Annotated in this window: 16 protein-coding genes; 7 read left to right on the top strand and 9 right to left on the bottom strand. The window is 41.9% G+C overall.

The annotated features are described in order from the left end of the window. Positions 1-4 precede the first annotated feature (4 nt). From LJD61_RS07735 to LJD61_RS07720, 4 genes are all read left to right on the top strand, one after another. The gene (locus LJD61_RS07735; protein ID WP_255226960.1) at positions 5-895 is read left to right on the top strand and encodes a sulfite exporter TauE/SafE family protein; all 891 of its coding nucleotides are present in this window, start codon (positions 5-7) and stop codon (positions 893-895) included. A 194-nt stretch (positions 896-1089) separates the two neighbouring features. Next, entirely contained in the window at positions 1090-2958 is a 1869-nt protein-coding gene (locus LJD61_RS07730; RefSeq protein ID WP_255226959.1) for a sigma 54-interacting transcriptional regulator, read from the top strand. A 225-nt stretch (positions 2959-3183) separates the two neighbouring features. Next, complete coding sequence (locus LJD61_RS07725; RefSeq protein ID WP_255226958.1) at positions 3184-4221, top strand: threonine aldolase family protein; 1038 nt, start codon at positions 3184-3186, stop codon at positions 4219-4221. A 51-nt stretch (positions 4222-4272) separates the two neighbouring features. After that, entirely contained in the window at positions 4273-5517 is a 1245-nt protein-coding gene (locus tag LJD61_RS07720) for a dicarboxylate/amino acid:cation symporter (RefSeq protein ID WP_255226957.1), read from the top strand. Between the two features lie 75 nt (positions 5518-5592). On the opposite strand, the gene LJD61_RS07715 is transcribed toward LJD61_RS07720, so the two are convergent. The 4 genes from LJD61_RS07715 to LJD61_RS07700 all read right to left on the bottom strand — a co-directional run bounded on the left by LJD61_RS07715 (position 5593) and on the right by LJD61_RS07700 (position 11155). Further along, entirely contained in the window at positions 5593-7059 is a 1467-nt protein-coding gene (locus LJD61_RS07715; protein ID WP_255226956.1) for a Na+/H+ antiporter NhaC family protein, read from the bottom strand. A 108-nt stretch (positions 7060-7167) separates the two neighbouring features. Continuing rightward, a complete protein-coding gene (locus LJD61_RS07710; RefSeq protein ID WP_255226955.1) occupies positions 7168-8154 on the bottom strand; it encodes an ornithine cyclodeaminase family protein in 987 nt (328 codons plus the stop codon). A gap of 154 nt (positions 8155-8308) precedes the next feature. Next, positions 8309-8968: a GntR family transcriptional regulator gene (locus tag LJD61_RS07705; protein WP_255226954.1), complete on the bottom strand. Its 660-nt coding sequence runs from the start codon at positions 8966-8968 to the stop codon at positions 8309-8311. A gap of 189 nt (positions 8969-9157) precedes the next feature. Next, complete coding sequence (locus LJD61_RS07700) at positions 9158-11155, bottom strand: methyl-accepting chemotaxis protein (protein ID WP_255226953.1); 1998 nt, start codon at positions 11153-11155, stop codon at positions 9158-9160. A 309-nt stretch (positions 11156-11464) separates the two neighbouring features. Here LJD61_RS07700 and LJD61_RS07695 point away from each other — a divergent pair, with 309 nt between their 5' ends. The 3 genes from LJD61_RS07695 (at position 11465) to LJD61_RS07685 (ending at position 17947) form a co-directional block, all read left to right on the top strand. Continuing rightward, positions 11465-12166, top strand: a complete 702-nt coding sequence (locus LJD61_RS07695; protein ID WP_255227055.1) for a gamma-glutamyl-gamma-aminobutyrate hydrolase family protein — start codon at positions 11465-11467, stop codon at positions 12164-12166. Between the two features lie 156 nt (positions 12167-12322). Further along, positions 12323-16618 carry a coiled-coil domain-containing protein gene (locus tag LJD61_RS07690; protein WP_255226952.1) on the top strand — a complete coding sequence of 1432 codons (4296 nt, stop codon included), beginning with the start codon at positions 12323-12325 and terminating at the stop codon, positions 16616-16618. Between the two features lie 129 nt (positions 16619-16747). After that, a complete protein-coding gene (locus tag LJD61_RS07685) occupies positions 16748-17947 on the top strand; it encodes a hypothetical protein (protein ID WP_255226951.1) in 1200 nt (399 codons plus the stop codon). A 161-nt stretch (positions 17948-18108) separates the two neighbouring features. On the opposite strand, the gene speE is transcribed toward LJD61_RS07685, so the two are convergent. From speE to LJD61_RS07660, 5 genes are all read right to left on the bottom strand, one after another. Continuing rightward, the gene (gene speE, locus LJD61_RS07680; RefSeq protein WP_255226950.1) at positions 18109-18957 is read right to left on the bottom strand and encodes a polyamine aminopropyltransferase; all 849 of its coding nucleotides are present in this window, start codon (positions 18955-18957) and stop codon (positions 18109-18111) included. Between the two features lie 19 nt (positions 18958-18976). Further along, positions 18977-19804, bottom strand: coding sequence for an adenosylmethionine decarboxylase (gene speD / locus LJD61_RS07675; RefSeq protein ID WP_255226949.1), 828 nt, complete (start codon positions 19802-19804; stop codon positions 18977-18979). 57 nt (positions 19805-19861) lie between these two features. Next, positions 19862-21007 carry a TolC family protein gene (locus LJD61_RS07670; RefSeq protein WP_255226948.1) on the bottom strand — a complete coding sequence of 382 codons (1146 nt, stop codon included), beginning with the start codon at positions 21005-21007 and terminating at the stop codon, positions 19862-19864. A gap of 560 nt (positions 21008-21567) precedes the next feature. Further along, a complete protein-coding gene (locus LJD61_RS07665) occupies positions 21568-22746 on the bottom strand; it encodes an ABC transporter permease (protein WP_255226947.1) in 1179 nt (392 codons plus the stop codon). Continuing rightward, the gene (locus LJD61_RS07660; protein ID WP_255226946.1) at positions 22747-23424 is read right to left on the bottom strand and encodes an ABC transporter ATP-binding protein; all 678 of its coding nucleotides are present in this window, start codon (positions 23422-23424) and stop codon (positions 22747-22749) included. Positions 23425-23440 lie beyond the last annotated feature (16 nt).

Genomic DNA, 23440 nt, shown 5'->3' with positions numbered 1-23440 from the left:
ATTTATGGTAAAAATTATATTGGGTGCACTAGGACTATTAACACTAACTTTCTTAGTTTTTTTCGTGAAGGACTATTTCGAAAACAAGAATAACCTATCAAAGACTAACTGGGCAGGCTTATTAGGTGTTGGATTCATTACTAATTTCCTCGATACATTGGGTATAGGAAGCTTTGCTCCTACTACAGCATTATTTAAGTTCTTCAATATGGTACCGGACAGAGTAATACCGGGAACGCTGAACGTTGGTGATACTGTACCGGTTGTATTTGAAGCTTTCTTGTTCATCGCAGCTATAACCGTTGAACCAATAACACTTGTCACTATGTTAGCGGCATCAGCTATAGGCGCTGTTGTTGGTGCAGGATTTGTTTCCAAGCTTCCGGAAAAGAAGATACAGATAGGCATGGGATTTGCCCTTTTAGTCGTTGCATTCTTTATGTTAGCCGGCCTCATGGACTGGATGCCTATTGGCGGCGAGGCAATAGGCTTGACAGGCGGAAAGCTTATATTTGGTATAATAGCTAACTTTATTCTTGGCGCATTGATGACCATCGGTGTAGGATTGTATGCACCATGCATGGCTCTTGTATATGCTTTGGGTATGAGCCCGAGAGTTGCTTTCCCGATAATGATGGGTTCATGCGCATTTTTAATGCCTGCAGCAGGCATGAGATTTGTAAAAGAAGGAGCTCACGATAGAAAGGCTTCAATGGGTCTTACAATTGGTGGTGCAGCAGGTGTCTTTGTAGCATATTACATTGTAAAATCACTGCCTTTGACACTCCTCTCCTGGTTAGTTACAGCTGTAGTCATATATACTGGTATTGTAATGCTAAGATCTGCGCTTGTATCTTCTAAAGCTAAGGCGGATGAAGTTGCCAGTGCAGAATAACAGTAAGTTCCTTATGTAGGCAGCTTGGTATATAAGCTTGCTGATGTAATAGTATAAGCTGTGGATAATCACCTGGAAAGAGAAGGAAGCAGTCGTGCTTCCTTCTCTTTATATTTCCTTATAAGTCATTTACAGAGAAAAGCTGTTGAGATAGAATGGGCATAAGGAATACGGAAGAATATACGGAGGCAGGTATGAAATATATATGTTATGCAGCCTATAATGAAGATTTCATTCCTCTGGCAGAGGGGATATTTAAGAAGATGGGGAAAGATGTGGATATTCAGATTTATGACCCGCGAAATCCACAAAAGCTTATCGAAAGCGGGATCAAAGTGGCTCTGGCACGTGGCGGAACTGCAATGAAAATAAGGAAAGCCCTTGATATACCCGTTGTTGAGATCCCTATTCCCTTTGAGGATATGATCCAGGCATTGCTTAAAGCCAGCAAAATGGGGAAAAATATCGGGGTGATAGGGTACAATAATTTACTGAAGGGTCTGGATCTGCTGAATCCTATATTAAATGTCAATATCAAACAAGAATTTGCAAACAGTGAAAGCGAAACGAGAGACATGATATTAAAGCTGAAGAATGACGGTATAGATGTGATCGTCGGCGGGGTAGCCCAGACTAATATAGCAAGAGAATTTAATATGAACCATGTCAGAATTGATTTTAGCGAGAAAGCATTGGTATACGCTTATAATGAAGCAGAATCAATATTGCAGACCATATTTTCCAACATAAGGAAAAGCGAAGAATTGAATGCAATCTTGGATCATACCAAAGAAGGCTATGTTGCCATCGATAAAGACGGAAATATTACTTTAATAAACGAAACAGCATTAAAGCTGATTCCGGAATATACCGAACAATATATAGGCACTCCTCTTGCCAATGTTTTCCCTGAACTTAGAAGTCTATTGGAGACTCTAAAAACAGGCGAAGAAAGCTTGCAGCAAATAGCTTATTTAAAAGGCACCACCGTTTTATATGATATGATTCCTCTGAAGCTTGACAGCAAGGAAGTAATAGGTGCTATAGCTACATTCAATGATATCAATACTATTACTAAGGCGGAGCATAAAATAAGGGATAAAATATTGACCAAAGGGCTATATGCTTCATATACCTTCGATAACATAAAAGGCAGGAGCAAGGCTATGAAGGATTCCATAAGCAATGCAAAGAAATTCGCGGCTGCGGATTCTACCGTATTGATCATAGGGGAAACAGGGGTAGGCAAAGAATTATTTGCTCAAAGCATACATAATGCGAGCTCCAGGAGATTAGGCCCGTTTATAGCTGTAAATTGTGCGTCGCTCCCGGAAAGCATCTTGGAGAGTGAATTATTCGGTTATGAGGAAGGCGCGTTTACAGGCGCGAAGAAAAATGGAAAGGCCGGCTTATTTGAGCTTGCTCATAATGGAACCATATTTTTAGATGAAATAAGCGAGATGCCGTTAGCTCTTCAAGGACGATTCTTAAGGGTGCTTCAGGAGAGAAAAGTGATGCGCCTCGGAAGCGACCAGTTCATACCTATAGATGTGAGGGTAGTATCTGCAACAAATAGAAAGATTAAGGATTTAGTTGCAGAGAACAGGTTCCGAAGCGACCTGTTTTATAGATTGAATGTGTTGACTTTAGTTATACCGACCTTGAGGGAAAGAAAAGAAGACATATATGAATTGGCAAAAGAATTTTTGCTCTATTACTCGAAAAACAAAAAGATCCATGTGACAGAGGATGGAATTAAAGCTTTGCAGGAGTATGGCTGGCCGGGAAACGTCAGGCAGCTGCAGAATTTTATAGAGAAGCTCAGCATAATCAATACTTCTGATATAATCGATGCTTATGCAGTAAATGCAATGATAGCAAAATATGAGCCAAGCTGTGAAGAAATAAATGGAATTAAGCGTAGTGATGCCAAGCCTTATATAGCAAAAGAGGAAGTGGAAGAGGCATTGAAGCTTTCCAAAGGAAATAAGAGCCGGGCTGCTTATATGTTGGGAGTTCATAGAAGCACCCTATGGAGGCTCATGAAAAAATATGATATATGATATTTTGAAATGTTGCAAATAGTGTTGCATATGTCTTATATAAGACATATGCAACATTGTTTTTTATTTTGAATCAATCCCTTTTATAAGCTTTTCAATGACAAACAGTTGGTATAAGAGGGATTCAGGGCAATTCATCTTTTTTTTATCTGCTGGTCATGACTTTGGTATGGTTGTTGCTTTATATAAATATACACATATAAAAATTTGACGAGGTGTAATTATATGATCGACTTAAGAAGTGATACCTTAACTTTACCAAGCGAGGAAATGCTGAAAACAATTCTTTCTGCCAAGCTTGGAGATGACGGAAGGACAAACCAGAAGGGAAGGGGGGAAGATCTCACTGTAAACGAGCTTGAGGATTTAGCCGCTATGCTGACGGGCAAAGAAGAGGCCGTGCTTTTTTCTTCGGGAACTTTAGCCAACACGACTGCTGTTTTGACCTATTGCAATCCGGGTGATAAAGTCCTTGTGGATGAAATGCAGCACATTTATTTAAGCGAAAAAGTGGTTTTTGAAAAAAGTGTAGGACAATTGATTCCTGTAGCTTACAAGCTGAATGAAAGAAAAACCCCTGATTTGAAAAGCCTTAGAGATCTGATGCAGCAAAATGATATAAAGCTGCTATGCATCGAGAATACCCATAATTTTTCCGGAGGCACATGCACTGATTTAGAAGAGCTTAAAAGCATACGCAATCTGGCACAAGAATTTAACATACCGATCCATATGGACGGTGCAAGATTGTTCAATGCAGCGGTAAGCCTTGGTGTAGAAGCAAAGGATATATGCCAATATGTGGATTCCGTTATGTTTTGCCTGTCAAAAGGCTTGGGTGCCCCTGTGGGTTCGCTTTTATGCGGCAGCAAAGACTTTGTAAAAAAAGCGAGAGGGAAAAGAAAGCTGTTAGGGGGAAATATGAGGCAAGCCGGCATAATAGCTGCACCCGGGATATATGCGTTGAAGCACAATATTCAATCACTGAAAGAGGACAATGCCAATGCCAAATATGCGGCAGACAGCCTTAGAGATTTGAAAAAGACAAAGGTTCAGGAAAATGTTCAATCAAATATAGTTATGCTGGATGTAAGCCAAACCGGCTTGACTGTTGAAGAATATTGTGCAAGAGCAAAGGAAAAGGGCTTGTGGATCCGCCCTGTGCTCAATAATAAAGCTCGATTGGTTTTTTACAGAGGGATCAGCAGGGATGATGCGGCTCAAGCTGTCAATATTATAAAAGAAATCGATGATCAGCTTTGATTAACATCTATTAAAAAGTATAATTAATAATATGTGAAAGGTTGTGTTTACATGAAGATTGCCGGAAAGAAGATCAGTTTGACCACACAGATTTTTCTAGCAATGATTTTAGGTGCAATTCTGGGACTCATTATCGGGGAACCTATGACTAAACTGGGATTTATAGGCAATATATGGCTTAATTGTATCAAGATGATAGTTGTGCCTATGGTAATCGTTACTATAATCACGGGAATTACCTCGCAAAAGGATGTTAAGTCGCTGGGACGCATCAGCGCGAGGATCATGAGCTATTATATCCTTACTACTTTGGTTGCCTGTGCTGTCGGCTTGGCTGTGGCCTTGCTCATTAAGCCCGGTACAATGGCTAACTTTACCGGATTGGCTTCAAAAGAAATAACCGGCTCTGCTGATATAACAATAGCGGATTTCTTTATGGGCATGTTCTCATCAAACATGTTTAAGACCTTCTCGGATGGCAATATTTTACAGACATTGATAATATCGGTTTTGGTAGGCATTGCAATTCTGAGGATGAAGAATGAAGCCTTTAAAGAAACTGTGATCAACGGGTTTAATGCACTGAGTGAAATGGTATTTTCACTTATTGGTATGGTCATGATCGTATCACCTATAGGGGTGTTCTTTTTGATGGCGGAATCCTTCGGCAAATACGGCGCCGGTATTTTCACCAGTATGGCTACATTAGCAGGCACCTATTATTTGGCATGTTTAGCTCACATTGTTTTGATCTATGGCGGGGTGCTCTGGTTTACCTCAGGAATCAATCCTATCAGATTCCTTAAGGATAGCGCGGAATTATGGATTTATACTATTTCTACATGCAGCAGCGTAGCTTCTATTCCTGTAAATATGAAAGTAGCTAAAGAAAAATTTGATGTTCCCGAAAGCATATCCAGCTTTACCGTTCCTTTAGGTTCACAAATGAATTATGATGGCAGTGTTATACTTTATGGATGTGTTATTGTATTTATCAGCCAGGTTGTAGGAGTGCCGATCAATATAGGGGTTATGCTCAAGGTCATCTTCTTGTCTGCCATATTATCCACCGGAGGGGGAGGAATTCCCGGAAGCGGCATTGTCAAGCTGCTTGTTATGGTGGAAGCCTTTGGTCTCCCGACTGAAATCGTCGGTATCATTGCTGCATTCTATCGCCTCTTCGACATGGGAACAACAACTCTTAACTGCTTAGGAGATCTGGCAGGTACGGTTTTTGTATCAAAGATGGAAGAGAAGTTTGCCGGCAAGAACAAGGCTAAAGTCACGGGAGCATAGATTAAATATATATCATCTATGAGAGTGGATTTATAAAGAAAACCAGCATCAAGAACCGATGCTGGTTTATATATTTTATGACTCGGCAGTATCCGCCAGTTCAGCCGAAATAAGGTTTCCGTCCTCGTCATATTCTGCCTTTTGCATATATTTCCCGGTGTAACCCCATAGAATAGTAAAGAATATGGCTCCCCAGCATCCAAATACATAGGGCAGGTATGACCAGGATCCTACGCCTAATGACGAAATGACCAAAAGACCACCGCCGCTCCACGGACACATGCCGCCGAAATATGCGCTTCCTTCCGTTATTGTTCTGGAAAGATTTATTATATCCAGGTTTTTCTTCCTATAAGCTTTGTCATACATTCTGCCGTTTAATATTATGGAAACATAAACACTGGAGCTCAAATATACTGTGATTATTGATGTGATAAGAGTGCACAATACCAGAGAACCGGTGCTTTTGATGACCTTAAGGAGTTTCTCCATGATTGCATCAAGCACGCCGATCTTTTCAATAAGCCCTGCAAAGGTGAAAGCAGCGAACAGCAGCATAACGAGGCCTGATATTGACATGGCTCCACCTCTGGATAATAAGGAGTCGATAACCTTGATATCAGTATTTGAGACATAACCGTTCCAGACTATTTTTGTAAGCTCGCTGAAGGTTTTTCCCTGGAATATCATCGCCTCAACCATTCCTATGCCAACACCTATGGAAAGCACAGGCAATATGGAATACTTCATAGCGGCCATAATAAATACAAAGATGACGGGAGCGAGCAGCAATATATTGAAATCAAAGTTTGAAGAAAGGCCGTTCATTAATTCCGTGACAGTGGTAGTATCAGCACTGGTGCCTGTGGGCAGCATAAAGCCCATTATCAGAAAGCCGATGGAAGCAAGTATTGCACCATAGCCTGATGTCGGGATCATGCTGGTAAACAGTTTTATGATGTTCTGACCGGTGGATGCGGCAGAAAGGTTAGGAGTATCGGAAAGAGGTGACCATTTATCACCCAGGAAGCATCCGGACACTATAGCTCCTGCAGCAATATGCAAGGGAATGCCGAGGCCGGTAGCTATACCCCCAAGAGCAAGGCCAAGGGATGTAACAATAGCCCAGCTGGAGCCCGTAACCATGCTGGCGATTGCCGTGAGCAAGAAGGCTGCAAACAGGAATATGGAGGGATGTATGATTTTGAGGCCAAGATAGATCATATATGGGATTGTGCCGCTGGCTATCCATGACGCACTGACAAAACCGACCAGCATCAGAAAGTATAAGGCCGGCATTGCCGTTTTAACTACGTCCAATACATTTACGAACATATCGTCCCATTTAAAACCGAGGATCATACCATAGACAGCGCAGACTATGGCGCAATATAGAACGCCCATGGCAGTAGGTGCCTTGGCGACGAGTGCAGTCCAGATCATTATGCCGACAATGATTATAAGCAGCATCATAGCTTCTATAAATGTGACTTTTCTAGGAATTCTTGGTGCTTTATTTTCTTTTACATTATCTTTAGACATATATATTCCCCTTTCAATTATTATATATTGTGCATGATAATAAAATACAATATGGAGAACACAACATTATTGGGCCGGCAAAATTTTACCGGCCCTGTATAAGTTATATTAGAAGTCTGTCTCCATGAGCGGCAAAACTGTACCGATCTTTTTTTCAACAGCTTTTTCGTATACATACTGGCCTAAAGATATATCCTCTGCTGCAATTCCTACATTAAAGGCAAGGATGGATTCATTGTCGTTTTCTCTGCCCGGTTTGCCATTGACAAGATCGCCAAGCTGGCAATAGAATTCAGGCAAACCTCCTGCAAAGGCTCCGGTTGTTGCATATGATGAAGTTTGATTGATATCGTCGGTGATAACCTTATTAACTCCATGTATGATTTCTGCGGGCCAGGCTCGTCCTGCTTCAAGGCCTGCGCCAAGCATACCGGGCTTCAGTGCATCTGCCGGAATGATAGGCTTATGCAGCTTTTGAGTGCATGTTACAATAATATCCACATCTTCCACTGCTTCGGCGATAGAGGTAAACTTTTTGATCTTGACGTGGCTTAATTCTGACATTTTTGAAACATAATCATCAAGCACGTTTTCCTTGATATCAACTATATGGCACTCCTCAAGCGAAGGAAGAACATGTTTGATTGCAAGCAAATGCATTCTCCCCTGCACGCCTGCACCTATGATAGTAATTTTTTTGGAATTCTTTTTTGCACAATATTTTGCGGTAATGGCTGTGGCGGCAGAAGTCCTAACGGCTGTTATCCAACGGCAATCCATGACGGCTGTCGGCACACCTGTTTCCGGGCAGTTCATCACTTGAACTCCCAATATTTGCGGCAGATCATGCTTGTAATTTTCCGGATAACCGCTTACCCATTTGATACCGCAAGCATCCATTTTTTTAAGAAAAACAGGCATTTCATGGATAAAGGCATCAGGGCGGGTATGGATACCGCGCTTAGGAGGATTCTCGATGGTATCGTTAGCTTGCTCGCTGACGGCCATCTCAACTCTTTTAATGATTTCCTCCCAGCCGATGTCTAAAGATAGGATGTCCTCTTGTGACAAATAGAGAAGTTCGACTTTTTTCATAGTACTACCTCCATAACATTAATATTTTTGCATAACAAAAAATATTGATATATGTGAAGGTATAATATATAATAAAAAGATAAGAGAAGGAGGATGGTCTTTTCCTGTATATATGCCGCCAAGCTGGATACAGGTCAAGAACACCTTCTTTTTATTATTGTATTATACCGTTCAGACTCAATTGATCCAATGTTACCTGATTGTGCTTTTCGATTGCTTCAACACAACCATTGACGTCTCCGGCTTTTAACAGGGCAAGGATACGAGCATGTCCTTTAAGAGCTTCAGAATCGTCCGCTGATGTAAACATAAAATTGTCATAAAAGAAAAGGTAAACATTGCTCCTCTGAATAAGCTCATTGACGTACTTTTCATAACAGCTGTTTTTTGAAGCTCTTACAATCGTCATATGAAACTCATCATTTAGTTTTGTAAACAGGTAGAAGTCTTTGCTTGCATGCGCCTTAGCTCCTTGAAGATAAAGGTCCTCCAGCACATCCAGCTCCTTATCGGTTATATTGGTGCAAGCAATTTTTATGGCAGCTGCTTCCAAGACTTTTTTGCACTCGAACACTGACTTTATCTTATCGGGGGTTGGGTTTGATACAAATGCTCCCCGATTTGGAATTATAGTAATAATTCCTTCATAGCTTAGCTGCTTTAGAGCTTCTCTGATGGGAGTCCTGCTTATGCCGGTTTCTTCCGACAATTGTGATTCTACAATCTGAGTGTTGGGAAATAGTTCCTTTCTAATGATCTTGTCTTTTATCAGATTGTAAATATGATCTTTAGATTGCATCTTATCCTCCTGCATCTTATCACCTCCTGCTTAAAATATTACCCTTGCTATTTTAAGCACTTAAGCATAGCATGGGGGACATAATTGAATATTCTATAAATTTGTATATCATTATATCACATGTATACAATAATGTATACTATTTTAGATTGTTAATTTTTAAACTTTTGGAATATTAAAAAAAAGCCACAGGGGACGTTTTAGTTAAATCTTAAGCTCTGAGACTATATTGGACAGTCTATCTGAGCTGTTTTTTGCCTTAAGGGCACCTTTCATTACATTTTGTGACTTTTCAGCAATGGCTGCGGACTTTTCGGCTATATTTCCTATTCCAACAGCTCCCTGGTTGGTAGCAGAGGTTACTTCGCCTATGGCCTGCGCCATATTATGTATTGAAGCCATGAGCTCTTCTGCTGTAGAGCTGAAATCCGTTATCATATCATCTATATTTTTTACATCAATATTATAATCCTCTGTAGCCTTCAGCATAGTTTTATAATCTTTTTCTACGTCGTGAGCCATAAAACTCAAGAGCTCGTTGGAGCTTGAAGCCAGATTATCAACGGAGGATACTACGGCATGGGTTATGTTTTGTATTTCTGTTGCAGTGCTTTTCGAGCCCTCAGCGAGCTTTCTTATCTCGTCTGCTACAACTGCAAAGCCCTTCCCCGCTTCCCCTGCTCTTGCGGCTTCTATTGCTGCGTTTAGAGCAAGCAGGTTCGTTTGGGATGTAATTTGAAGTATGGCATCAGTCAAAGAATTTATTTTTTCTACTGCTTTAGATTCGGTTAAAGCTGCTTCAAGCTTGTTTTTCGCCTCATTGAATTTTTTAATGGCATTTTCGTGGGATGCTAAAAAGCTGTTTCTCATTTGGCCTGTACGATTGCTTATATCATTAGCTGTAAGGGCTCCTTCCTGAGATTTAGAAGCAATATTGTCAACAGCCCTTTCTATTTCTACTGAGGAAGCACTCATTTCTTCTGAAGAAGCAGAGGTTTCTTCCATACTTGCTGATAACTCCTCCGTGGTGGCGGATATATCTTCGATATCTGCATTAAGCTGTTGAATGTATATGCCTGCTTCGTCAACAGCCATATTTGCATTGGCTGATTCTACCTTTACATTTTCTACGATGCTTCGCAGATTATTTTGCATTATTTTTAGGGATCTTATGAGTATCCCTGTTTCATCTTTAGATTTAGCATACTTTTCAGCTATTACAGGTGTTAAATCGCCGGTAGAAAGTATTTCAAGATGCAGGGCTGCCGCTTTTATTGGTTTGCTTATGCTTCCTGCAACTATATATCCTGTGGCAATTGCTACTATTAGAAAGAGTAAAGAAGTTGCAAGTGTATTTCTTTTCAGGTCGTCCAGGCCGGCCAGCACTTCTGGTTTAGGGGCGGCTACTGCAAGAGACCATCCGGTTCCTTCAACGGGTGCAAAGCCCAGATACTTTACCTCCCCTCTGAATTCATATTCTCCTGCGCCGGTCTCGCCTGCTATCATGCGCTTGTGCAGCTCTGCCAGGGGGCCCAAAGTAGGGTCGGATTTGAGATTTTCAAAGGTATTATTGCGATTTAAAACCAAAGATTCATCCTGATGAGCAATATTATAATCCAGCTCATCAATCATGAAGGCTGCACCGGACTTCCCAAAGGTTATCGATTTAGTTATTCCACTCAAGCTGTTCCCGTCTGCTACGGCCACCATAACGCCTACAGTAGTAGAAGCTTTCTTTATAGGCACAGCATAGAAGAGCTCAACAGATTTTCCATCGGCGCTTACAATAGGTGAAGTTACCACTCTGCTGCCACTGATTGCCTTTTTAAAGTAGTCCGTATTGCTGATCCCCAAGGTAAAACCGTCATTATAGTATATTTTGCCGTCTATACCTGCGATGCCTATTCTAAGATATTCATTCCTTGTGGCTTCTCTGTCAAGGACTGCTTTTTTTTCTTCCCAAGAAATGCTTTGATCCATAATTATATCATTGGATGCTATTATTTCCAGAGAGGTCAAGAGCCCGTCAATTCTGTTTTCCACTATTCCGGCAGCTTGAGTAGCCAGCTGCGGCAGAGTCTCGTTCACCTTTTCAATTAGGGCTTTTGATGAAGAAGAATATGATGCCAATCCAAGACCTAAACATACCACTAAGAGAAGTAAACCGAGAATAACCACAATTTTTGCTTTTAAGCTTTTCATTTAATACACCTCCATTCATTATGTGACAAAAATAGACAAATTTTGCACACATCTTATTTTATCATTACGATTTTAAACTTTAAAGGTAAAAAATGCAAAATTTCAAGTAATTTAGCGTAATTTAGCGAAAATTGTTGAAATATATTTCATTGTGTAGAATAACCCGCCAGGGACGATTCCCGGTGGCTCATTTTCTCGCAGATAAACGCCCTTCGCATATATTTGCTTTTTTGCTTTTATATGATAGAATCTGGGTAGGAGTGGAAATATTATGCGGTATAATAAGGGGGTTATTTAAAATTGAGGCCAATGATCGGATTGACCACATTTATCGAATCAAAGGGGACATCCAGGTATAGTTCTTTGTGCTATACGTATATCGATGCAATAATCCGGGCGGGGGGAATTCCTGTATTGATTCCCATAACAGAGGATAAAGAATGCCTGCTCAAGTACGCAGATGCCATAGACGGCATAATATTTACAGGCGGAGAGGATGTATCGCCTTTATATTTCGGTGAAAATCCCATAAAAGAAATCGGCTCCATATCCTGTGAGAGAGATGCCTGTGAGATGTTTCTGTTTAAAGAGGCCTATGATCTGGACATGCCTATTCTGGGCATATGCAGAGGATCCCAGCTGATCAATGTTGCTCTGGGCGGCAGCCTCTATCAGGATATCAATGCACAACTTAAGGACTCTTTAGGCCACAGCCCGGAAAGCGGCCCCAGCGACCAGGTTTATCATATGGTAAAGATAGAAAAGGACAGCAAGCTTTATAATATATTTGAAAATGATACAATTGCCATAAATTCCTTTCATCATCAGTCGGTGAAGGAGCTTGGCAAAGGCTTGAAAGCTGCCGCCTTTTCCTATGACGGCATAATCGAGGCTACGGAATCCTTAGAGAAAGACTTCGTCGTAGGAATCCAATGGCATCCGGAAGCCCTGGCACCCAAACATCCCATATTTATGAAGCTTTTTGAAGAATTTATAAGTCAATGCAGATAGAAACAGGCCGTCGGAGACGCGTAAAGCTGATCCGACGGCTTTATTCCTTTCAATTTTACATTATTATTACAAATATCCTTCTTAGCGTTTTTTATGCTTTGCTCCACATAGTATAAATTGGGTGGAAAATCATAGAAGAAGATAAGGAGGATTTTTATGAGAAAGTTGCTTGCTTTCTTATTAGCCTTTACCATAGCCTTTTCTGCAACGGGTTATATGGACAGCTATGCTGCAGCATCAGTGAGTGCTGAAGTAAATGCCCTTGTAGAGATTGGCATGTTGGTAGGAGACGGAAATGGGGTCACCAGGGAGTACACACAAAAAGAGATGACAAGGCTTACGGCGGCGATATCCATACTAAAGCTGAGAGGGCTGTATGATGATGCTGTTGATTACGAAGGCTACGCTAATTTTGTGGATAAGGATGAAGTAAAATGGGCAGAAGGAAAGAATATAATGGCTTATTTGAAGGCCAATCCGAACTTGGGGTTCATCGGAGATGAGAGAGGACGGTTCGGTCCCTACAATAATATAAGCGAACAGTCCTACTACAAGGTTTTATTGGAAACCCTGGGATACAAACAGGATGGGGCAGGGGTGTCAGGGGATTTTTCCTGGAACGATACCTTCAAATTTGCTGCATCCATAGGCTTGAAGCCGGCTAAGGCAGGTATATTCACCATCGATCTTCTGGCTAAGGCTACTGTAGCAGCACTGAAGACCAGCACCAAGGGAGGCAGGATATATATCAATGTGCTCATAGACGCAGGAAAGATAAGGAGAGCAAGAGCTCTGGACGCAGGCCTCATCAACGATATGACGGATGCAGAGGTAAAGAGCGTCAGGGCTGTGGGAAATACTGTGGTAGAAGTGGTATTCAAAGAGGAAATAGAGCGATATGAGGGAGAAAACCTTGATAATTACTCTATAGAAGGATTGACAGTCAAGTCTGCGGCTTTAGCAGGGGAGGATAGGGTAAGGCTTGTGACCTCGGCTCAATCATCAGGGAAGCTTTACACATTGAAAATAGGCGATGAGAAAATAAAATTCACAGGAGTTGCAAAGATATCCGGCTCTCCCAGGATAAAGAGCGTCAAGAGCGAAGACGTTGAGACGGTGATAATCGAATTTGATAAGGAGCTGGACCTTGCAACAGCGACGGATATTTCAAATTATTCAATATCAGGCGTAGAGATAGATAGAGCAGAGCTGGAGGGCAAAAAGGTCACCTTGACCACTTATGGCTTGGCGGGGAGAAAACAATATACTGTAAAGGTAAGAGATGTAAAATCAATAGATGGCGTGGCGCTGAAATCCGATAGCAAATCCTTCTACACCAGATTGGATACCACTCCTCCATCCTTGAAGGATGCAAAGGCGGAGACAAACCAGCGGGTTGTGGTGAAGTTTTCTGAGGCGGTGACGAGAGCTTCAGCAGAGGATATGATGAATTACCTGATAAAAAGCAGCAGCGGAGAGCTTGAAATCCTGGAAGCAAGGCTGACCGGCGATGATGAGGATACTGTGGAATTGACTACGGAATCCCAGAAGTCCGGAACCAAATATGAACTCACTGTAGAAAATATAGTGGATAAGACAAAAGCGGCAAATATTATGAAGAGGCCTGCCAAGAAAACCTTCTATGGCATGAAGATAGATACAACGCCTCCTCAGCTTTCCAAAGCCGATTTGAAGGTGCTGTCCAGAAACCATATACAAGTGGCATTCACCGACAGCAGCAGGATCGATGAGGCTGCGGTCCTGGATCCGGGCAGCTATGAGGTGGCCAAAAATGACAGGTACAAGGAAAGCATCTATGTAGAAGATGTGGAGAAGGTTTCCTATGCTGACGGCAAATTCAAGGTCATGCTGAGGGTAGAAGACCTTACCATCAGCAGCTCATATACCGTGACGGCTTATAATATAGCCGATGAATTCGGCAACACATTGGAGAGGAACAACAGCGGGACTGTAAATGTTGCCAGGGATGATTTTGCAGCAGCTACGGTCAAGGATTACAAGGTTGTGGGTGGAAGCAAGCTGGAGATATACTTTACAAAGCCTCTGGATGAAGAAAGTGCAGAGGATATATCCAATTATGAAATAAATAATTCTATAGGCGCTCCCATAGAAGCCGTCTATAAGGATGAAAAGGTCACATTGGAAACAGGAGCCATGACAGAAGGCAAGATATATAAGATCAGCATTGACGGTGTGAAGGATCTGACGGGGAACAGGCTGAAGCTCAGCTTTGAATTCAGGGCTATGGCAGGAGAGAACGACTTTCAGGGACCCAGGCTCGAGTATGTCTATTCAGTCAATAAATATGTGGTGGCAGCAGCCTTTGATAAGCCTGTGAGATATACGGCAAGCGGCAATAATAGAACAGCTTTGGTTCTGAAATCGGGCAGCAAAACCATAACCCTTTATGCCAAGGCTATGGCAGATGATGATAGGTCCATTGAATTTTCTAATATAGAAGGGGGCAAGACCATATCCGGATACGGTGTTTATAAAATAGAGTATAAGGAATCTTTCTGGGGAATAGAAGATAGGACGGTCAATAAAAACAAATTTGACAGGGAAAGCCTGCCCTATTTCGACATTGAAATATACGGAAGCGATGAAGAGCCGGAAGCTCCCGAGATACTATATATCACCCAGAGGGACGGCAAGACCTTCGAGATGGAAATGTCAAAGGAGGTAACGGTAATCGATAAAGATATCAATACCATAGGCAGCCCATCAGCTTCCTTTGATGTAAAGACGGACGGAGAAGATGCCAAGCTCGTGGCCTTTATCATAACCTCGCCCAGGTATATAGATGACAGCAAGGAATATAAGGTTGACATAAGCAAGATATTGACGGATAAGCACGGCATCAAAGCAGAGAACACCCACAGCGGCTACACCATGCTATACGGCGAATACAAGGACGAAGATAAGCCTTATATACTGACTGTCTCTGCCGTAGATAGGATGACGGTAGAGGTCGAGTACAGCGAAGCCATAGGCTATGAAGGAAGATATACGATTAAGAATACGGATGATTATGCCAAATACAGGACTATAAGCAATTCACTGAAAAAGATCGACCGGAATAGGGTCATATTATCTTTGGGCCAGCCCTTGGAAAGCAGGTATGAATACATCCTTATCATAGAATCCCAGGCCAAGGACCTGGTAGGCAATACAAGCGAAGACCTCAGAGGGGACGAATTCTACTTTATGGGCACTGATCTGGCCCCTGTGAAGGTGCCGGACCTGGATGAGGAAGAGAACCGGCTTGCGGCAGAGAAGGTCATGGTTAAGATTTCAGACCTGCCTCAGACAATAAGGCTGGCTGACAAAGCAGCGGTAGAGAGTGCTTTATCAAGCTATAATGCGTTGACCGAAAAGCAGAAAAGATATGTGGACAATTACGGCAAGCTTGAGGCAGCGAGAGTCGAAATATCCAGATTAGAGGGTGATAAAAATAAAGTTGAGGAGGATAAGCTGAAGGCAGCGGCTGTAGATAAGAAAATCAATGAGCTGCCGAAGCTTAGGAATATAAAGCTGGAGAATAAAAGGGCTGTGGAGGATGCGAGAGCAGCCTATGATGCCCTGACAAATGCCCAGCGCTATTATGTAACAGCTTATTCTAAGCTCACAGCTGCAGAGGCAAGAATTGCGGAGCTGGAGAAGGAGTATAAGCGGCAAGAAGAGGAAAGAAAGCGTATAGAGGAAGAGCGAAAAGCCGGAGAGGAAGCAAGGATAGCTTTGGCTGATAAGGCAGTAAAGGCATTGGAGGCCGCAGTGCATGAAAGTCTGGAGGTCAAGGTTGCGGCCATGATGAGCCGTGCTGCGGAGCTTAAGGCGTTAACGGACGCATTGGCACTGGTGAATGAAGCCATAGAGCAGGCTCAGGCGGCCGCTGCGGCTGCACAAAGCCTGGTCGATGCTGCTCTTGAAGCTGTCGGCAAGCTGGAGGCAGGAGCCGTTAAGGCGGCGCTGGAGGCGAGAGCCGGGGCTGCAATAAATAAAATAGAGAAGGCAGCTGAGGCTATTAGAGAAGTCAGAGATAAAATATCAAATGAAAAAGATATGCTTGATGTGGAAGATGCCAAGGCTTGGCTGATAGCGGATAAGCTGGTATTCAGCCCCGTATATGCGGCCCATCATAAAGAGCCGAGGATCTTAGCACTTAAGCCCCATGCAAATGGAGCAAGCTATAGATTTGCAGAGGCAGACACCGTGGTTTATGGAAGATTTGCCAGGCCTGGAGGAAAGAAAGAAGAAAAGACGGCATCTCTGGAAATAATGAAGGGCACCGGAGATATAAAAATTACAAGAGGTAAATATGATGCAGCCATTACCTTCAAGGTTAAAATTTCAAAAGGAAAAGCCATGGCTGAGAAGCTGTTTAAGGTGAATATACCTGCAACCGGCAATGTGACGGTAGAAGCACTCTAGAAGGCTCCGGCTGAAGCTTTGAGATCCTCCTCCTATTTACAACGGGTGAGGTCTGATATATAATGGCTTTGTGTGGAAAACCCAGCAATTTAAAGAAACACAATCATTATATAGCAGGAGGAGAAAGACTTGAAAAAAACATCAATTATAGCTTTAGTGCTGGTATTAGCAATGGTTTTTGCCGGATGTACCAGCAATGAGCTGAAACTTTACAATGCTGTTAACAAAATGCAGGATGTTACTTCTATGGAGAGCGATATTTCTTTTAGCTTTACTATGACGGGAGAAGGCTTCTCTGAAGAAGAACAGAAGAATCTACAACAAGTAACCAGTATGATGAATCCTCTGGAAATTAATATGCACCAAAAAATGGTACAAAATAAAGAAAAGACTTCTGCCAGAGGAGCAGTAGATACCAATTTAAGCTTTTCAGGTATGGCCATGGACATGGAAGTATGGGTTGATACAGATATGTCCGGCGATAAACCTAAATTAATAGAAATCATCAAGATGCCGCCGCTTATTATGAATTCTATGTATCCGGAAGATAATACTAAAGAATATTTAGTATATGATTTTTATAAGATGATGGGTGAAACTCAAGAACAGATCAATGTTAATGAGGTTTTTAAATTCTCTAAGGAAATGCAGTCTCAAATTGCCAAGTTCATCAAAGATTCTCAGGAAAAATTCAATCCTGGATTTGAGGTAGCAAAATATAAGGAAAAAAGAACTGTTGATGGAAAAGAATTATCTATTTACGAAGTGAAATTAGATGACGCAGCTTTCAAAAATCTTGTAAGATATACAGTAAATTATGCAATTGATAGCAAAGATACTATAGAGTTTATAGAACAGTATATAAATTTAGTATCAAAAATTGTAGATACAAATGCAAAGCAAGAGCCGCAGTTAAATCAAGAAAAAGTCAACCTGGAATTGGATGAATTAAAAAAAGAGCTGCCGAGTTTAAAGGAAAAGTTTAACACCTTTATGGATACTTTCAAAGACGTAAAGATTATAGGAGATAAGGGTATCGTACTGGAATACGGTATCAATAGCGATGGATATATTGCTCATGAAGCCGGAAGCATTCCATTGGAAGTTAATATTAAAGCCATAGGGAAAGCCATGGGAGAAGAGGAGCCGGCGAGCAGCGGCATACTGAAGCTGGATATGAGCTTCAGCACAAAGGTTTATAATATAAATGCTCCTATGCAGATAGATATGCCAGTGGTAAATGAGAGCAATTCCATAGACATAACAGATATTATGAATAAGAGCATGAATACGAATACAGAAGTGAATATGAGCACAGATATGAATTAATTAAAAAAACCCGGAAATTCCGGGTTTTTTATTTTATCACTGAACTAACCCGCTCTAAGACCCCCGCCTCTATAGGCGGCGGGTGCCAAGAGCGGCTAAGTCCAGTATGGACTCGACTAACATTCAGTGGGGGTTGAATCCCCCTCTGAATGAAGTCTCGTTCAAGCTTCTTCCAGCATTTTTATAACGTAATTTGGCAGGGCGAAGGAGGCTTTGTGAAGCTCCGTGTTATAATACTTAGTCTCCAGCCCCAGGCTGTTCCAGGCTTTATCATCCAGATCCTTCACCGGGTCATATTTCTTTGATGCAAATCCAAAGAGCCAATGCCCTGAAGCATAGGTGGGTATATGGATCTGGTATACTTTGGCTATGGGGAAAAACTGCTTTATTCTTTTATGAGTTCTTTTCATTAAGCTTGCTGTATTTTCATAATAAGGGCTTTCATGCTGATTCACCAGTATGCCGTCATCCTTCAAGGCTTCAAAGCAGTTTTTGTAGAATGCTTCTGTGAAGAGACCTTCTCCCGGGCCGATAGGGTCTGTAGAATCAACGATTATCAAATCATATTCCTTATGCTTGGTGCTGATAAACTTTATGCCGTCTTCATAAAAAAGCTTCACTCTTGGATCATCCAGCTTTGATGACGTCTGCGGCAGGAAGTCCCTGCAGCACTCAACCACCCTTCGGTCTATCTCCACCATTTCAATGCTTTCAACAGTGCTGTATCTGGTCAGCTCCCTTACAGAGCCTCCATCACCGCCGCCGATGACCAGAACCTTTTTGATATTGGGATTGGCAGCCATAGGCACATGTACTATCATATCGTGATAGATAAATTCGTCCCTTTGGGTAAGCATGATTATGCCGTCTAAAGCAAAAACTCGTCCGAATTCATAGGTATCCAGGAAATCTATTCTTTGAAAAGGGCTTTGTTCGCTGAATATATGCTTATCTACTTTCATTGTAAAGCGCACATTATCCGTGTGCTCTTCTGTAAACCAGAGTTCCATCTCAAACCTCCTCAACCGATTATTCTTCCATACGGTCATAGATGTTAAGGCCGTGATATATTTCTATCATTTCTTTTGAGAGATTATTTCTTATGCTGCGTCTTTCCTCAGGATTCAAATCATGAGGGTCTGTATTAAACAGATAGTTGTTTAAATCGATTTCCTTTATCATCATCTTGGTGTGAAATATATTGGAATTATACACGTTTACATCTATTGCATCGTATCTTTTCAGAGTCTCATTGTCTATATAATTTTGTATTGAACTGATCCCATGGTCCATGAAGTATTTATGCCCATTTACATCCCTGGTAAAACCCCTGACCCTGTAATCAATGGTTATTATATCTGAGTCAAAGCTGCCTATGAGAAAATTGAGGGCATTTAATGGCGATATTTCACCGCAGGTTGAAACATCAATATCTACTCTGAATGTAGAAACATCATTGTCCGGATGGCTTTCCGGGTAGGAATGAACCGTAACATGACTTTTATCTAAATGCGCCACAACACAATCTCTCAAGTGCGACAGATCACCTTTGTTGCAGGAAGGATCGATCGAATTACAGGGCATTCCGTCTTCTGTAATGAGGATTGCAACACTCGCCCCCTGAGGATCATAATCCTGCTTGGAAATATTGAGTATATTGGCCCCTATTATTTTGGTCACTTCGCAAAGGATATTTGTCAAGCGCTCCGAGTTGTATTGCTCGTCGATATAGGTAATATAGTCATTTTTGTCCCTTTCAGTTTTAGCATAACAGATATCATAAATGTTAAAGCTCAAAGTTTTTGTCAGATTATTAAATCCGTACAGACTTATTTTTTGGTTCAACCCTAACATCACGACCCTTTCCTTCTGATTTGTATATAATGTTAACATAAGGTAGGCCATTAGTTCAAGTCATTGCTTTACCACTTTTTCCAAATCGCTGCAGGAAAGGAGCTTTGCATATTTTTGATTGAGCTCCAGCAGCGAGGCTTTTTGTTTGTTACGGAGGATAGACAGATTACTAAGCTTACTATCATATTCATTTTTAGAGATCATCCTGGCTTCATATTTTATTCTATATAATTCTATGCTTTGTTGTTCTTCCAATATTTCTTCTTCAATGCTGCTGATCTCTTCGAGGTTATCGTTTATGCTCTCTATCATCTTGTCGAAGTCCTTGCCGAAGGAAGCAAGAGCCTTTTCATAATCTGATCCGGCAGCTTCAAAATCTTCCTTAGCCTCTTCATACATTTCGGTCATATCATATCTCATGGAGTCTGTGAATTTGTCCAGGTCATATTTCAGATATCTTTCTTCTACCAGGTCAAAATAAACTTTTTTCGAATATCTCTGATTGCTTTTCTGATTTAAGCTTGCATCCTTCTTTATCATATCCTTTTTTATTTGCTCCAGATCCAGCCTTTCCAGCGGGACTACAGTATCATTGAGGGTTATGACTATGTCTTTTTCATTTTCGCGGCCAAGGAGGGAATTCAGGTTATAATAGGCTTCGTCCAGGGCCTTCTGTTCCTTGTCCAGTCCTTTGATCTTGCTTTCCAGATCTGCTTTCTTATTTTTGTATTCCGTTTTGGATATGAGGTTTTTGTCCAGCCTAAGGTCCAGAAGCTTTAGCTCTTCTTCCCAGACTTTTTTATTGGCATTTGCCTCTTCCATAGCCATTTCGGCATTTTCTATAGCTATTACGGCTGATCTCAGGTTCAGCGCAAGGTTGATCTTTGCATTTTCCCTGTCCAGTATGGTCTGCTGATAGCTTGAATAGGCATCTTCTACCTTGACATAAGGATCGACCTGGTCCGTTATGAATTTTTTAAAATTTCCTACATTGAATTTTACTTCTGCAGGGGCAGCTTTCTCTTGTTTTTCATAATTGTCGTAGGCCTTGCTTATTGCATTGTCCTTGGATTTATATTCTGCGGAGTTTTTGAGAGCCATATCAAAGGCTTCATCAAAGCTGTAGCGGAATTTAGGCTCTGCATTGGCTGCCGCGCCCAGCAGCAAAGTAAATATAAGTATAAGCGGAAGTATTCTATATTTCATTCTATCACTCCTTTAGTCAGTTTCTAGCCTCTAGCCTCTGGCCACTAGCTTCTGGCCTCTGGCTTTGGGTATTCCTTTTGGGTCTTGGGGTACGGAAACCACGGAAATACACTGAAAGACACTGAAGGCTTCACTTTTATAAAACACTGTTAATGTCATCCTGAGGGAGGCACGACTGAAGGATCTTAAACCCAAGAGGAATACCGCAGTATATTTTATTGTGCAATGCTCACGGGTATAAGATTCTTCGCAATGCTCAGAATTTGCATGTGGTACCCACACTACGATAAACGAAAACATTTCCTGTCATTCTGAAGGAGCAAAGCGACTGAAGAATCTTAAATTAGATCCTTCGGGCAGAGCCCTCAGGATGACAACAAAGCTGGGCTTTCATAACAATGACAAGCTATGCTAAATAGAGGCTATATTAACCCTTCTGTGTAGTTCCGTGCAAAAATCCGTGCAAATCCGTGGTTTCCGTCCTCCACGACCCGTAAGGAATACATGCACCCTGAGCCCTGAGCTCTGAATCCTGAGTTCTGGGTCATAAGGATGACCCGTTATTCTGATCTTAATGCCTCAATAGGATTGAGGCTGGCCGCTTTATAAGCCGGGAACAGGCCGAATATTATCCCCACAAGCAGAGATATTCCAAAGGCTATGAGCGCCCAGGGGATGGAGTATACGGCCGGAACTATGTTTAGGCCTCCTATGACGAATCTGATGATGGAAAAGCCCAGGAGGAGCCCCAATATGCCGCCTATGCCGGTCACAACTGCGGACTCTATCATAAATTGGGTGAGTATGTTTTTTCTCTTGGCCCCTATAGCCTTCCTGATGCCTATTTCCTTTGTCCTTTCTGTGACGGATACAAGCATTATATTCATGATGCCGATGCCTCCCACGATGAGAGATATGGCGGCTATGCCGCCCAGAACAACCATCATGGAGCCTGTAACCTGGTTTAAGGTATCCAGCATCTGGGATTGGTCAAATACCCTGTAGGTATTTTGGTTTTTGTAGATTTTCAGTAAAAAGGCCTCCAGGCTTTCCATGGCTGTTTTTACTTTATCGGCGCTTGCTGCCTCCACAGAGAAATTCCTGATGGCGGAGGTTCCGGTCACCAGCCTGGATGAGGTTACAGGGATTATTATCTGGTCGTCATCGGACCGGGTCGCACCGCCCGCCCTTTCCTCCAATACTCCTACAACCTTAAATATCTGGCCTTTTATTTTTATCTTTTCCCCTATGGGGGTCTTGCCCTCAAATATTTCATTTACTATTGCAGTGCCGACTAATGCAACATTTTGCCTGTAGTCCACATCGAAATCCAGGATAAATCTGCCCTGGGTAACATGGACATTTCTTATGCTTTCATATTCAGGCGAAGTGCCTATGATGGTGGTGTCCATGTTCTTGGTGCCGTATTTGACCTTTGCACTGGTGCTGGTTTGGGGAGCTACAGCCCCGATAATATCTGAGTTTTCTTCTGCAAATTGCTTCAAATCCTCATAGGACATATTCCTGTTGCTGTTTCTCCCTGTAATATTTATCTGAATGAGGTTGGTGCCTAATTTCTGTATGGAGTCGGTGATATTTTTAGTACTGCCCTGGGCAAAGGCAACTGCGGAGATAACGGATGCAACTCCGATGATGACTCCAAGCATGGTGAGGAAGGATCTGCCCTTGTTGGATCTAATGCTCTTGATGGCCATTTTATATGCCTGAATAAATCCCATTTAAACCACCTGCCTGTCTTCTACTATTTCACCGTCATGGATTCTGATGACCCTGTCGGCTTGGCGGGCAATATCATTATCGTGGGTGATGAGTATTATAGTATTGCCCTTTTTGTGCAGTTCTTTCAGCAAATTCATTATTTCTACACCGGATTTTGTATCCAGGTTTCCGGTAGGTTCATCGGCAAAGATGATGGGAGGATCATTGATAAGAGCCCGGGCTACAGCCACTCTTTGCTGCTGTCCGCCGGAAAGCTCATTGGGCTTGTGATCCAGCCTGTCTCCTAAGCCTACATTTTCCAAAGCAGTCCTGGCTTTCCCAAGCCTTTCTTTGCCGCCTATACCCAGATATATAAGGGGGAGCTCAACATTTTCCAGGGCGGTGAGTTTTTGTATCAGATTGAAGCTTTGAAAAATAAAGCCTATTTTTTTATTTCTTATATCAGCCAGTTCATCATCATTGAGATTGCTGACTTCCTCGTTGTCCAGGATATAAGTGCCGGAGGTAGGGACATCCAGGCAGCCCATCATGTTCATAAGGGTAGATTTGCCTGAGCCTGAAGGACCCACTATAGCCACAAATTCATTTTGCTTTATATGCAGGTTTATATTTTTCAGTGCTTGTATACTTATTTGATTTATCTGATAGGCCTTGCACATATCATATATCTGTATCATACATAAATTACCTCCA

The organism is Lutispora saccharofermentans, from assembly GCF_024363565.1.
Lineage (GTDB): Bacteria > Bacillota > Clostridia > Lutisporales > Lutisporaceae > Lutispora > Lutispora saccharofermentans.
Note: the sequence above shows the minus strand (reverse complement) of the source record. Positions and strands in the feature narration are given on the sequence as shown.

What these genes read in the sequence shown, in the direction of transcription:
- LJD61_RS07715 (WP_255226956.1), bottom strand. Translation starts at nt 7,059, where the DNA reads ATGTCTAAAGATAATGTAAAAGAAAATAAAGCACCAAGAATTCCTAGA.
- LJD61_RS07735 (WP_255226960.1), top strand. Translation starts at nt 5, where the DNA reads ATGGTAAAAATTATATTGGGTGCACTAGGACTATTAACACTAACTTTC.
- LJD61_RS07700 (WP_255226953.1), bottom strand. Translation starts at nt 11,155, where the DNA reads ATGAAAAGCTTAAAAGCAAAAATTGTGGTTATTCTCGGTTTACTTCTC.
- LJD61_RS07670 (WP_255226948.1), bottom strand. Translation starts at nt 21,007, where the DNA reads ATGAAATATAGAATACTTCCGCTTATACTTATATTTACTTTGCTGCTG.
- LJD61_RS07725 (WP_255226958.1), top strand. Translation starts at nt 3,184, where the DNA reads ATGATCGACTTAAGAAGTGATACCTTAACTTTACCAAGCGAGGAAATG.
- LJD61_RS07705 (WP_255226954.1), bottom strand. Translation starts at nt 8,968, where the DNA reads ATGCAGGAGGATAAGATGCAATCTAAAGATCATATTTACAATCTGATA.
- LJD61_RS07690 (WP_255226952.1), top strand. Translation starts at nt 12,323, where the DNA reads ATGAGAAAGTTGCTTGCTTTCTTATTAGCCTTTACCATAGCCTTTTCT.
- LJD61_RS07695 (WP_255227055.1), top strand. Translation starts at nt 11,465, where the DNA reads ATGATCGGATTGACCACATTTATCGAATCAAAGGGGACATCCAGGTAT.
- LJD61_RS07710 (WP_255226955.1), bottom strand. Translation starts at nt 8,154, where the DNA reads ATGAAAAAAGTCGAACTTCTCTATTTGTCACAAGAGGACATCCTATCT.
- speE (WP_255226950.1), bottom strand. Translation starts at nt 18,957, where the DNA reads ATGGAACTCTGGTTTACAGAAGAGCACACGGATAATGTGCGCTTTACA.
- LJD61_RS07660 (WP_255226946.1), bottom strand. Translation starts at nt 23,424, where the DNA reads ATGATACAGATATATGATATGTGCAAGGCCTATCAGATAAATCAAATA.
- LJD61_RS07665 (WP_255226947.1), bottom strand. Translation starts at nt 22,746, where the DNA reads ATGGGATTTATTCAGGCATATAAAATGGCCATCAAGAGCATTAGATCC.
- LJD61_RS07730 (WP_255226959.1), top strand. Translation starts at nt 1,090, where the DNA reads ATGAAATATATATGTTATGCAGCCTATAATGAAGATTTCATTCCTCTG.
- LJD61_RS07720 (WP_255226957.1), top strand. Translation starts at nt 4,273, where the DNA reads ATGAAGATTGCCGGAAAGAAGATCAGTTTGACCACACAGATTTTTCTA.